Origin of the sequence: Mesonia maritima (assembly GCF_042433895.1) — a bacterium.
GTDB lineage: Bacteria > Bacteroidota > Bacteroidia > Flavobacteriales > Flavobacteriaceae > Mesonia > Mesonia maritima.
Genome location: NZ_JBHLUA010000006.1, coordinates 80,712 through 93,930 on the forward strand (window position 1 = coordinate 80,712; position 13,219 = coordinate 93,930).

12 protein-coding genes and 1 tRNA gene are annotated in these 13,219 nt (G+C 32.4%); 3 read left to right on the plus strand and 10 right to left on the minus strand.

Annotated features, from left to right (window positions below; all coding sequences use genetic code 11):
• Positions 1 to 2: 2 nt before the first annotated feature.
• Complete coding sequence (locus ACFFGL_RS04765) at positions 3 to 389, plus strand: hypothetical protein (protein ID WP_309727976.1); 387 nt, start codon at positions 3 to 5, stop codon at positions 387 to 389.
• 74 nt (positions 390 to 463) lie between these two features.
• On the opposite strand, the gene ACFFGL_RS04770 is transcribed toward ACFFGL_RS04765, so the two are convergent.
• Together ACFFGL_RS04770 and ACFFGL_RS04775 are read right to left on the minus strand one after the other, a co-directional pair.
• Positions 464 to 537 (minus strand) — tRNA-Arg (locus ACFFGL_RS04770).
• Between the two features lie 105 nt (positions 538 to 642).
• Entirely contained in the window at positions 643 to 2,001 is a 1,359-nt protein-coding gene (locus ACFFGL_RS04775) for an NAD-dependent succinate-semialdehyde dehydrogenase (RefSeq protein WP_309727978.1), read from the minus strand.
• A gap of 167 nt (positions 2,002 to 2,168) precedes the next feature.
• On the opposite strand from ACFFGL_RS04775, the gene ACFFGL_RS04780 reads away from it, so the two are divergent.
• Entirely contained in the window at positions 2,169 to 2,576 is a 408-nt protein-coding gene (locus ACFFGL_RS04780; RefSeq protein ID WP_309727980.1) for a glyoxalase, read from the plus strand.
• A gap of 15 nt (positions 2,577 to 2,591) precedes the next feature.
• A complete protein-coding gene (corA, locus tag ACFFGL_RS04785) occupies positions 2,592 to 3,674 on the plus strand; it encodes a magnesium/cobalt transporter CorA (RefSeq protein WP_309727982.1) in 1,083 nt (360 codons plus the stop codon).
• A 47-nt stretch (positions 3,675 to 3,721) separates the two neighbouring features.
• Here corA and ACFFGL_RS04790 read toward each other — a convergent pair whose 3' ends face one another.
• The 8 genes from ACFFGL_RS04790 to ACFFGL_RS04825 all read right to left on the minus strand — a co-directional run bounded on the left by ACFFGL_RS04790 (position 3,722) and on the right by ACFFGL_RS04825 (position 13,208).
• Entirely contained in the window at positions 3,722 to 4,231 is a 510-nt protein-coding gene (locus tag ACFFGL_RS04790) for a hypothetical protein (RefSeq protein WP_309727984.1), read from the minus strand.
• Between the two features lie 55 nt (positions 4,232 to 4,286).
• Positions 4,287 to 4,985 carry a TVP38/TMEM64 family protein gene (locus ACFFGL_RS04795; RefSeq protein ID WP_309727986.1) on the minus strand — a complete coding sequence of 233 codons (699 nt, stop codon included), beginning with the start codon at positions 4,983 to 4,985 and terminating at the stop codon, positions 4,287 to 4,289.
• Complete coding sequence (locus tag ACFFGL_RS04800; protein ID WP_309727987.1) at positions 4,982 to 5,773, minus strand: tRNA pseudouridine synthase A; 792 nt, start codon at positions 5,771 to 5,773, stop codon at positions 4,982 to 4,984. The genes ACFFGL_RS04795 and ACFFGL_RS04800 overlap by 4 nt, the downstream gene beginning before the upstream one ends.
• 6 nt (positions 5,774 to 5,779) lie before the next feature.
• Positions 5,780 to 6,457 (minus strand): DUF2461 domain-containing protein, encoded by a 678-nt coding sequence (locus tag ACFFGL_RS04805; RefSeq protein WP_309727990.1) that lies wholly within the window; start codon positions 6,455 to 6,457, stop codon positions 5,780 to 5,782.
• Positions 6,458 to 6,472: 15 nt separating this feature from the next.
• Positions 6,473 to 7,288: a prohibitin family protein gene (locus tag ACFFGL_RS04810; RefSeq protein ID WP_309727992.1), complete on the minus strand. Its 816-nt coding sequence runs from the start codon at positions 7,286 to 7,288 to the stop codon at positions 6,473 to 6,475.
• Between the two features lie 10 nt (positions 7,289 to 7,298).
• A complete protein-coding gene (locus ACFFGL_RS04815; RefSeq protein WP_309727995.1) occupies positions 7,299 to 9,323 on the minus strand; it encodes a VWA domain-containing protein in 2,025 nt (674 codons plus the stop codon).
• 23 nt (positions 9,324 to 9,346) lie between these two features.
• Positions 9,347 to 10,093, minus strand: coding sequence for a 3-oxoacyl-[acyl-carrier-protein] reductase (gene fabG / locus ACFFGL_RS04820; RefSeq protein WP_309727997.1), 747 nt, complete (start codon positions 10,091 to 10,093; stop codon positions 9,347 to 9,349).
• A 130-nt stretch (positions 10,094 to 10,223) separates the two neighbouring features.
• Entirely contained in the window at positions 10,224 to 13,208 is a 2,985-nt protein-coding gene (locus ACFFGL_RS04825; RefSeq protein ID WP_309727998.1) for a M16 family metallopeptidase, read from the minus strand.
• Positions 13,209 to 13,219: the final 11 nt, after the last annotated feature.

The window sequence follows — 13,219 nt, forward strand, 5'->3', positions numbered from 1 at the left end:
TAATGAAAAATATAAAATGGAAAACTAGTTTGGCCATAGCCAGTGGATTTTTTACAATTGTCTTTCTTTCCATCACCTTCGCATTGCTGGAAAGTCAGATATATCCGGAATCCACTGAATTATTTGGCAAAACCAGTCTGAACATTCACGAGTGGTATTTACTTCTTTTAAAATTAAGCGCTAATCTATTTAGTTGTTTTATAGGCGGGTTGGTCATCACTTTTATAAGTAAGAAAACACAGAATATTATTTGGGTAAGTGACTTTATTACCCTAATTATTATTTGGTTATGGTATAGCACAAAGCATCCAACCCTATTTTGGATGGTTTCTATTCTTGGGATTTTTCCCAGTATGTATTTGGGCCACCGTTTGGTAAGAAAAAAATGAGCGATTTTTATCTGATTAGATCAAATCAAAAAGCCTTCAAAATCAATGAATTTGAAGGCTTTTATTTTCTTAAGTGATCGCACCAGGATTCGAACCTGGGACCGCCTGCTTAGAAGGCAGGTGCTCTATCCAGCTGAGCTATGCGACCTAAAGCTTAAAAGCGGTGCAAATATATTAATACTTCGGAATATTACAACCCAAAGTTCTTTAAAAATTTTGAATATTTTTTAAATCGTTCAAAATCAGTTAGAAATTAATATTTATTTATATAAACCGTCTTTCTATTTACAAATTCTTTTATTCCGTGCGAAGAAAGCTCTCTTCCGTAACCTGATTCTTTGGTACCGCCAAAAGGTAACCGCGGGTCACTTTTAACCAATTCATTTACAAAAACAGCACCATCTTCAAACTGGGGAATTAATGCGTTTGCGCGTTCTATATCTTCAGTAAAAATGGAAACTCCTAAACCAAATTTAGAACGGTTTACTAAATCGATAGCTTGCATATCATTATTAAAAGAAGTTACCGAAATTAACGGACCGAATGTTTCTTCTTCAAAAATTCGCATTTTTTTGGTCACGTTTATAACTACCGTAGGTTCAAAATAAGCTTTTCTTCGCTTTCCTCCTAACACAACTTTTGCGCCTTCTTCTTTAGAATCAATAAGTTGTTCTTCTAAATCTTTCGCTAAATCTTCGCGCGCCATTACACCGATATAAGTTTCTTCATCTAACGGATCTCCACTTTTTAATTCGCGCACTTGCGTAATGAATTCTTCAATGAATTTATTGTAAATACGTTCGTGAATTAGTAAACGTTTACCAGCGATACAACTTTGCCCTGTATTTTGAAATCGCGCTTGAACACAAGTTTTAACTGTTTCAGTAATATTTGCATCTTCAAAAACAACTAAGGCATTGCTTCCGCCTAATTCTAAAACCGATTTTTTTATAATTTCTCCAGCAACAGAAGCCACTGCTCCACCAGCAGGTTTACTTCCGGTTAGTGTGACTGCTTTTACACGCTCGTCACGCAAAACAAACTCAACTTTTTTACTGCCGATAATTAAATTTTGAAAACATCCTTCGGGAAAACCTGCATTTAAAACAGCTTTTTCTATATTTTCCGCGCAACGCATTACGTTACTAGCGTGTTTTAAAACGCCCACATTTCCTGCCATTAATGCGGGAGCCAAAAATCTAAAAACTTGCCAATAAGGATAATTCCACGGCATAACGGCTAAAACTACACCTAATGGTTCAAAATTTACGTAAGATTCTGTGGCATCGGTTTTAATTTTTTCAGGTTGTAATTGTTTTTCAGCATTTTCAGCGTAATATTCACAAACCCAAGCGCATTTTTCTATTTCGGCAATCGCTTGTGTAATGGGTTTTCCCATTTCAAGACTAATCGATTTGGCGTATTCTTCTTTATTTTTCTTTAATTCTTCAGCCAATTTCTGCATTAATTCCGCTCGTTTTTCAAAAGTGGTTTCTTTCCAATTTTTAAAGGTTTTATCGGCTGTTTTTAATTTTTTATTGATTTTTGATTTGGAGAGTTCTTTAAACTTTTCAATTTTTTCTCCTGTATATGGATTTATGGATGTAAGCATATAATTTGGGTTTTAACTCTTAAAGGTAATAATTACTGAAATTATCGAATTCATCTTAAGAGGATTTTAACTTGATTTCTAAAATGTTGAAAAGATGGTTTAAAACTTGCTATAGATATAGAAAAAAGGGCTTGTAAAATTCCTAATTTTAGAAAAAAGCACTTGTTATGAATCATCGTGATACTTATTTATTGAATATTCGCCCCGAAATTCCTTCAGCTAAAGTCACCCAGAATATGTCTTCAGATGAAAAATTTCAGAATGCGACTTTACGTCCGGTCATTAAATTACAGAATGATTTATTGGTAGAAGCGTTTAGAAACTATATTAGAAAGCATAAAAATGTATTTCATGAATTAGCTTTAGATCGGCGCCTAACGTATATAGATAATGCCATTCATAAAGATATGAAGTTTAGAAATAGTTTAAAAGGAATGATTATTGGGCAATTTACTATTGAAGAATATCAGCGTTATATTCAGAATTCTTCAGCATTAAATAAGCGAATGATGAATTTGGTAAGCCAACGCCTGCAAGACAACGTTCAAATTTTAGATAATGCAATTGCTTGTTAATTGTAAACTTAACAAATGGGAAAACGAAAAAGCCATCGCAAAAAAGAGCGCATAAAATATAGCTCGATTCATCAGGTTCCAGGTCAAGTAACTTATGTAGGAAGTAAAACTTCCGAGGTTCCTTCCGTAGAAATTATTAATTACAATAAAGAACGCGTAGATAAAGTACACAGCCAAAATGTTGAAGATGCGTTTAATTTCAATAAAGAGGAAACCATTACGTGGATAAATGTAAATGGTTTAAATCATACTAAAGAAATTGAAAAATTAGGGAAGCATTACAATCTTCATCCACTAATTTTAGAAGATATTGTAAATACGCAACAACGACCCAAAATTGATGATTACGATGATTATATGTTTATTGTTTTAAAAATGTTGTATTACGATGAACATAACGAATTTGTAAATGAACATTTAAGTATCGCGGTAGGAAAAAATTACATTCTTACTTTTCAGGAAGCTGATGGTGATGTTTTTGATGGCGTTAGAGAACGAATTCAAAATGCGCGCGGAAGAATTAGAAACTCCGGTTCAGATTATTTAATGTACGCGTTAATTGATGCTGTAATCGATAGTTATTTTACGATTATTGAAACAATGGCTGAAAAAATTGAAGTTATTGAAGATAGTCTATTTCTAGAAAATCCCGAAGAAGGAATTACGCAGGATATTCAAGATTTAAAACGTGAAATTCTAAAAATACGTCGTTCTGTATTTCCGTTGCGAGAAGTAATTAGCAGATTAGAAAAAAGCGATCACGAATTAATTGACCAAAAAACCAATAGTTATTTACGTGATTTATATGATCATATTGTTCAAATTTCTGAAAATATTGAAATTTACCGCGAAATGACTTGGGGTTTAATGGATATGTATATGACCACAATTAGCAATAAAATGAACGAAGTGATGAAAGTACTAACCATTATGGCAAGTATTTTTATTCCGCTTACATTTATGGCTGGAATTTACGGGATGAATTTTGAGCATATTCCAGAACTTCATTTAAAATACGGTTACCTCTATTTTTGGATAGTTCTTATAATCGTGTTTTTAGGAATGATTTGGTATTTTAAACGGAAAAAATGGTTATAAAAAAGCTTGGAAATAAAATTCCAAGCTTTTTTATAACTTTTAATTTTTTACTGCTTTTCAAACGTCAGATAATCGGTTCCTCCGTTTCCTCCACTTACATCGATTAATTCAATTTTTGTTGAAGTTTGAGAAACTATATCCCAATCATCATTTAGATCTTCAAAATTATTTGAATCATCTACGTTAAAGAAAATATTGAAATCAATATCATCATCGTCATCATTACTTGGGTTATCATCATCACTATCGTCATCGTCACTATCGGTTACACTCCAAGTTCCGGTCATTACATTCGCCTCTTTGGTCGCGGTTAAAACACTATTATCTTCAAAAGAAAAACTATACCCATTAAAATCATTTGTTTCATCCTGACCTGAATCGATAAACTTTGTAATAATCCAATTGCCGTCTTTTACATTATTGGTAATGGTAGCAACTAATTGTGAATTATTGTTGTTATTGTTATCATCTGAAGAATCATCATCATCTGAACAACTTAAAAATACCATAGAAGTTGCCATAAAAAAAAGAACAATAAATTTAGGGTTCATTTTCATATTAGATAAAATTTTTAGATTTATAATGGAAATATACAAAAATTAATAAATGCAACTACTCTTTATTTTTCTTTCTTTTTTTATGATCTATATAAATAAAAACACCATAAATTAAAACGCCCGCACCGCCTAACCAATATAAACCGGTTTTTAACGTATTTATATCATTAGCAAATAAAGCAATTGCTGTGGCTAGCGGAACAATCCCGATCATTGTTGCGGAAATAAAACGGAAATAATTCATTTTTAATCCGCCAGCAATTACGCTAATCGCATCATTCGATAAAAAAGGAGAAATTCTAAAAATTACAATACTCCAAAAACCATAATTTGAAATCCAATAATCTAATTGGTCAAAAGTTTTTTTCTTAATGAATTTCTGCAATGAATTTTCACTGATCTCACTCCCGATAAAAAAGCCTATACTAGAAGCTAAAAAAACACCAGTTGAAGAAATTAAAATCGACGGAATAGTTCCGAAAACTAAGGCGGCAACAATCATGGGTAACCAAGACGGAAAAACCACCAAAAACATTTGCAAAACAATAAGTAAAATAATTACTACTGCGCCCCAAATTCCAAAATCATCTACTTTATTAGAAATTTTTTGCTGATCGCCGCTCCACATAACATTCCAAAACTCATTAACCGACTGCTGAAAAGTAGTGGAAACAAAATAAGCAATCGCAAAACCGATGATAATTAAACCGGTTAGAATAAATGAAGTATATTTTATAAGATTTTTTTTCTTCAATGTTCTTTTTTTAATTCCACGCTATTTAAAATTAAACCTGAAGGTTGCGCAATATGCTCTAATTTAATATTTTGCGAAGCATCTAGGGTTTTTTCAATAAAATTGAGTGTTATTTTTCCGCTTCCTAAATCAAATAATGCTCCCATCATTAAACGTATTTGGTGTCGCTTAAAACCTTCTCCCCTAACCTTTAATACATAACTTTTATCAGGAAAAAAATTTGCGGTATAAATTGTATTTTCTTCTATACTGCAATGCTCTATTTTTCCCTGCGTAATTGTATGTTCAGTCGGCTTAAAAGCGTACGATCTAAAATCATGTTCACCTTCAAATAATCGCGCTCCTTTTTTCATAAGTTCAACCGCTAAATCTTCTTTAAAAAAGACCATAAAAGGTGCACAAAACGGATGAAATTTCTCTGCGAATGCAAAAAAATATAAATATTCTTTTACTTTAGGATGTTGAATTATATTGAAGTTTTTATCGGTTTCAGTAATTTCTAACGCTCGAATATCGGGCGGTAAATTATCATTAAAAAGTGGTAAAAATTCAGCTAATTCCAACGGTTGTTCATCTACAAATAACTCGACATAGGTCTGATTTACAGAAACTTTTGCATCGGTTCTTCCAGCGGCAATGAGTTTAAAATTTTTCCGCTCCAAAACGTAAGCTAAGGTTCGTTCTACCATTCGTTCTACGGTAATTACATCGGGTTGTTTTTGCCAGCCGTGAAAACGAAAACCTAAAAATTGTAATTTTATTAAATAATAAAAACGTTTGCGTTGCATGCAAAATTATTCTATGGTTGAAACGCCATTTAAATCGGTAGTTAAAATACTACTCATATAATCGAAAAATGGACGGATAGCTTTAAAATGCGCATCAATTCTATCGATAAAATCTTCAGCTAAAACTTCTTCATCACTGAATTTTTTGGTAAAGGTATATTGCTTAAAATTGAGTAAATCAATAAAAGGATGATCTTTATCAAAACCCTTTGGCGCTTTTTTTAATTGTTCGCCTTCCATATTTCCCCAATATTTTTGAAGATTTTTCTGCTGAATTATTTCCTGAAATTCTTCGCCATCTAATTCAATTTCTTTTCGAACGCGTAAAAGATCGTCTTTCTCGGATTTCCAAAAACCTACGGCTAGAAAAGATTTATTTTCAGGTTGAATATGCAAATAATAACCCCCACGAAGCGCTGGTTTTTTTCGCTTAAAACTTGCTGCAAAATGCGATTTATATGGTGTTTTATCTTTCGAAAACCGGACATCTCGATAAATTCGAAAAGCTTTTACTTTTTCAATGGAGTCGTGTTTTTGTAAGCGCATACCAACTTCTTGGTAAAAGCTTTTCATTTTTTTTTCTAAGCTTTTAAATTCAGGTTTGTGTTCTTCAAACCAATCACGATTATTATTTTTATGGAGCTTTTTTAAAAATGCTAATATTTCAGGTGAAATTTGTTCCAAAATAAATTTCGTTTTTTAGTTATTTCCTAAAATAATTGGCATTCCGCTATCACCACTACCAATAACAATAACTTTTGAATTACTAGATTTTGATAATTCTAAAGTAGCTTGAATTCCTTTTTCTTTTAAAACTTTATCGGTTAACGATTCACTTAAAATTTTATTAGCTACTGCTTTACCTTCTGCATCAATTTTTTGACGTTCTGCTTCTTTTTGTGCTTTTGTAAGTCTGAATTCATATTCTAACGATTCTTGTTCTTGACGCAATTTGCGCTCGATTGCTTCTTTAATAGTTGGCGGAAGCGTAACATCTCTTACCAAAATTTCATTTAATTGAATGTATTGATCTTCAACAATTTTTTTAGTCTCGTTAAAAATTTCTTGTTGAATCGCATCTCTTTTACTGCTATATAATTGTTCTGGCGTATATCTTCCAACCACACTTCTAGCTGCCGAACGAATTGCGGGAAGCAAAATAGTAGTAACATAATCTTCGCCTTTTTCTTGATGTAATTTTCCAAGTTCAATAATTTCAGGTTGAAACCAAGCAGAAGCATCGATTTTTATTTCTAAACCGTTAGAAGAAAGCACTTTCATTTTTTCAAATAATTCTTGCTGTCTCACTTTGTAAACAAACACATCATTCCAAGGCGCGACAAAATGGAAACCTTCTCCCATAGGCGGTTCATCGGTTACAACACCTTCTCCTAAAGTTTCAAAAAGCACACCCGCTTCACCTGAACCAATAGTTATTGTTGATTTAAAAATGACTACAATTAGCACTATTCCTATAAATACTAAGGGAATTGCTATTTTTGGAAATTTTTCCATAATTTTTATTTTAAATTAATCCGTTATATTTTCGTAAAAACCATTCTATCGACAAGCTCAACACAATAATTGCTAAAAGATAATACCAATCGATGAGCGGCGATTTTTCGATTTTACTTTTCTGTACAGGAGTATACGCTTTATTATTTAATAAATCGGTAATTAACTCGTTTTCTTTGTCGAGAAAATAAACATTGTCGCTAGCAATTTTAGATAATTTGTCGAAATCTGCTGTTAAAAATTGTTTTTCTACATCAAAATCTACAATGGTAAATGATCCTGATTTTTTAATGTTTTCTTCAGCTACGGTAACTGTAAATTTATATTCTCCCGCAGAAAGATTGCTTAAATCTACTTCGTAATGATTATTTTTCAGTAAAAATGGAAATAATTGTTCTTCTCCACTCTCGCTGTTTTTAATTTGAATACTAATTTTCGCACGCGGATCGAATTCATAATTTCCATCTACATAATTGGCTTTAAAAATGATAGATTCGCCTGGATTATAAAACGAATCGAATTCTAAATTTAAACGATCTCTGCGTTTATTACTCGCTAAATATTGAATTAATTTGCCTAAAAATTCATCATAACTTTTAAAATCACCTTGATCTCTAAATGATTTTGCTCGCCATTGCCAACTATTTTCACCGAATAAAAATCCGTGTTTAGAAGTATTATTTTTTATAGTCGCCAATAAAGGCGTTTCTGTCTGAAAACCATTTATACGCTGAAAAAGTAAGGTTTGATATTCTGTTGAAAATTGAAGTTCCCCAAATTTATCTTCTAACGGCGGAAAATCATCAAAACCTATATCTTCAAATTGATACGCGTTATAAGAAGAATTATAGGTGGATAAATAATTTTCAGTTTGTGTATTAGCTTCTTTAGAAAAATACGTTTGTTGATTGTTTAAAAAATTATAATCGGTTTTCGTTCCCGTTACCGTTAACGTATTTAAACCCAACTTTTCAATTTTTTGATAGGCTTCTTTAAATTTTGAATCAGGTTGATATAGAATTATTAATTGGTAATCTTCAAAAGCAATCTCATCTGAAATAAATTTTATGCTCGCCGAACGTTGTTGGTTGTGTTCAATCGATTTTTTAAACATTCCCAAATCGGGATGTAAAATTGAAGAAAGAATTAATACGTTGGTTTTTTCATCTATTATTTCAACAGCAAACTTTTTGGTATTATTTGCGGTATTTTTTTCTGAAGTTAGACTTTCAATTTCGATGGAATATGTTTTTACTCCAACACTCGAAGCCGTAAGTAAAGCGGTTATTTGTTGTGAAGCGTTTTCTTTACTGAAATTTAAATTTTGCGAGAAAACCACACGATTATTTTGTTCAATTTTCAGCTTTTTATCGATCGACGCTTCGCCTTCATAATTCACAAATATTTCAACTGGAAATTTATTATTTAAAAACGCGAACCTATTTACGTTTACTTGCGCTAATTTTAAATCGGAATATGTTGTAGTATCGCCAACGACAACGGGTAAAATATTTTGCTGATATTGTTTAGCTGAATAAAGATAATCTTGCCCGTAGGTCTGATTTCCATCGGAAATAAAAACTGTGGGCGCATTTTTTTGAAGATATAATTTTTGAAATGTTGAGAAAGCTTCGTTTAAATCGCTTTGTTTTTCCATAAACGAAAGACTATCGTTAGTAGAAATTCTCTGTCCAAAAGTGTAGCGTTCTACAGTAAAACTTTCTTGAATTTCTTCGTTTTCAGAAATTGCTGAAACAAATTGCTCGATGGAATTTTTTTCAGCTAAATCGATCATCGAAGTTGAATTATCGACCGCTAGAACTAAGGTTGGTTTTTCAACAGAAAAAGAAGTTTGACTAAATTCCGGATTTATAAACAATAACAACACCGAAAAATAGGTTATAAAACGTAAAACACTGAAAAAAGCCCAGTGTTTTACGCGTTTATCTCGTTGTTTTTTAAAATACTGAACGAAAGACAATCCTAACGCTAGAATTGCAGCAATACAAATAAATAGAACAGTTTCTACAGTCATTCAGTTAACTTCTAGTTAGAAATTTAGGTTAGCATTCCGCCATCTACATTTAAAACTTGACCGGTAATGTAGCTGCTTAAATCGCTTCCTAAAAATACACAAGCGTTGGCAATATCTTCAGGAGTTCCACCTCGTTTTAATGGAATTGCATCGCGCCAACCATCTACAGTTTTTTCATCGAGTTTCGCTGTCATTTCCGTTTCAATAAAACCAGGCGCGATTACATTGGTACGAATATTTCGCGAACCTAATTCTAATGCCATCGATTTAGAAAAACCGATCATTCCTGCTTTTGAAGCTGCATAATTAGCTTGGCCAGCGTTTCCTTTTACACCAACCACAGAACTCATATTAATAATACTTCCGTGGCGTTGCTTCAACATGGTACGTTGAACGGCTTTGGTCATATTAAAAATCGATTTTAAGTTTACTTCTATCACTTTATCGAAATCTTCTTCGCTCATTCGCATCAACAAATTATCTTTTGTAATTCCGGCATTATTTACCAAAATATCGATGCTGTCAAAATCTTTTGAAACATCACTAATAAGTTGTTGTGCTTCTTCAAAATTGGCTGCGTTACTTTTGTATCCTTTTGCTTTTACGCCTAAAGCTGAAAGTTCTTTTTCAAGTTCGTTTGCGGCTTCCACAGAAGAGCTATACGTAAAGGCAACATTTGCGCCTTGTTGAGCAAATACAGTAGCTATACCTTTACCAATACCTCTACTCGCACCGGTAATAATAGCGTTTTTTCCTTCGAGTATTTTCATAAGTTTTTTAAAAATTAAGTATCCTTAGCCAAATATAACAATAAGCGGCAATTAGGACATAAAAAAACCTCCTGAAATCAGGAGGTTTTCTATTTTATTCAATAATCCTATTAAAGTTTTTTAATAAGAATTATAATTTTAAATTCTTATCGTCTGAAGATTTTTCATAATTAAATAAATAATCTACATCTAATTCTTCAACTTTTCCGAGTTTAGAAAGTGCATTCATATTTACATCTTTCTTATTTCCAATAACAAGAACGTTGTAATTTTGTCCTTTAATATTTTTGTTGAAGAATTCTTTTAAATCTGCGAGGCTCATATCTTTAATTGTATCGTACATTTCTTGACGATAATCGTGGTCTAAACCGCGCTCTTTTAAACTTTCGTAATTCCAGAAAATAGAAGTTTTTGTAATTCTATCGGCTGCGATTTGTTTTAAAGTCGCTTCTTTAGCAGATTGAAATTGCTCTTCGGCTTCTGGCATATTGGTCATTAAATCCATCATTGCATCTACCGCTTGTGGCATTTTGTTGGCTTGTGTACCGATATAAGCCATTACGTAATTTGGTTTTTCTTTTTCGCTCGCCATTTGGTAAGCTGAAAATGCTGAATATGCCAAGGATTTAGATTCTCTAATTTCCTGAAAAACAATTGATGAAAGTCCGCTACCAAAATAGGTGTTGAATAATTCTGTCGCCGCCATTTTTTTGGCATCAAAATCATCTCCTTTAGCTAAGAAAATCATTTCGGCTTGAACCATATCGTAATCTACAAAGTAAACTTTACCACCAGTTTTTTGTTCTTCATATTCTTTAGCTTCCGGATAGTCTTTTAAATTTTCTGGTAAGTTATGTTTGGTTTCAATTGCTGAAACGGCATTTTCTAGGTCTTTTCCGTAATAAAAAATACGCTGTTTGTAGTTACGCATATCTTTTATTTTCTGAACTAATTCTTCCGGATTTTTCTGTTTTAATTCCGCAGCGGTATAAATATTTCTCAATCGAGAATCCTCACCATATTTTCCGTAATTCATTAAACCGTTGAAAAGAATATTCCCTTTTTGAGTTTTATTGTCTTGACGTCCTTTTAAGATTTGCTCTACATATTTATCGTAGGTTTCTTGGTCTGCTTTCGCATTTTGCCATAAATCTTCTAATAATGCTAAACCTTCAGGTAAATTTTCTTTTAAACCCGATAAACCAACATAGGTTTTATCATCTCCAGAGCTAACAAAATAATTAATTCCTAATTTGTAAAATTCTTGTTTTACTTCTTCAGGGGAAAGTTTTTCTGTTCCTAAATAATCTAAATATCCTGCGGCTAAAGAAAGTTCCTTGTCATTATCTTGCCCCATATCGAAAATGATATATAGGTTGAATAAATCATTATTTTCATTTTCAATATAAGCTACCGGCAAACCGTTTTCTGTAGTAGAATTTTGAATTGCTTTTTCATAATCGATATGCTGTGGTTTTAATGAAGGAGAATCGGTTTCATTAAATTTTTGTAAAAAAGCAGATTGTTTATCACGATTTAATTTTACCGGCGTAATTCCTGGATTTTCAACTTTTGCAATGTTAGGATCTTCTCCTTTTCGTTTGTAAACCGCAACATAATTATCGTTATAATGTTCATTAGCATAATTCACCAAATCTTCTTTGGTAATGCTTTTTAACGATTCTATAAAATCGATTCTTGATTGCCAATCTTGAAAATGAACAAACGCATCCATATACGCATAAGCTGTTGAAGAAGCGTCTTCATATTCGCGAATTTCTGAAAGTTTAAGATCGTTAATTACCGCATCTACTAACCAATTTTCAAAATCTCCAGCTTTAATTTTGTCGATTTCAGCTAACAATAATTTTTTCACTTCATCTAAACTCTGGTTTGCTTTTGGCATTCCGTATAAAATATGAAAACCATAATCGTTATTGAAGTTTGTAAATGAAGAAGCACGCTGAACTTTTTGCTTTTGATTTAAATCTAAATCGATTAATCCAGCTTGTGAATTGGCTAAAATATAATCGATTAAAGTAACGATTTTTTCATCTTTACTTCCTATTCCGTCAGTTCGGTAAGCTACATAAATAGATTCTGAAGTCGGACCAAAAACTTCTTTTTCTACTGGCGCGGTAATAGGTTTTTCTTCAGGAAAAGTTGGGTGTGTAATTTCTTTTTTCTCATAATCACCAAAAGCGTCGTTTACTTTTTTAATAGTAGAATCGAAATCGATATCACCCACTAAAACCACCGCCATATTATTCGGAACATAATATTTATCAAAATAATTATGAATCGCTTCCATCGAAGGATTTTTTAAATGTTCAGATTTTCCGATGGTACTTTGCGTTCCATAAGGATGGGTTGGAAATAAACCTTCTAAAGTTGCTTGATATTGTTTACGCCCGTCGCTGTCTTGCCCGCGATTAAATTCTTCATAAACCGCTTCTAATTCGGTATGAAATAAACGTAGAACTAATTTGCTGAAACGCTCGCTTTCTACATCTAACCATTTATCTAATTCGTTAGAAGGAATTTTGTTCACATAAACCGTTTGCTCATTAGAAGTAAACGCATTTGTTCCCTCTGCGCCTAAAGAAGCGACCATTTTATCATATTCATTTGCGATAGAATATTCTGAAGCCTTTTGTGAAACCGAATCGATTTGACGATAAAGTTCTTCCTTTTTAGCAGGATCTGTGGCCGCTTTGTGCATTTCATATAATTCTGAAATGCTATCAAGTAAAACTTGTTCTTTTTCCCAATCTTGCGTCCCAATTTCATCGGTTCCTTTAAAAACCATATGTTCCAAATAGTGTGCTAGACCAGTATTATCAGCAGGATCGTAAGTAGAACCTGCTCTAACCGCGACAAGCGTTTGTATTTTAGGTTCTTCTTCGTTTTTACCCAGGTAAACTTTTAAACCATTATTTAAGGTGTATAAACGCAAGCCGGTGGGATCGTTTTTAAAAGTTTCATAAGAAAAACCAGCATCATCGGTATGATGAAATTGATCTTTTTCTTTGGTTTGTTTTTCTTCTTTATCTCCACAACTCATCAAGGAAAGTGTAGCGATAAAAAGAAAAATAGGTGCATAAAATTTCTTCATAAATTGAATTA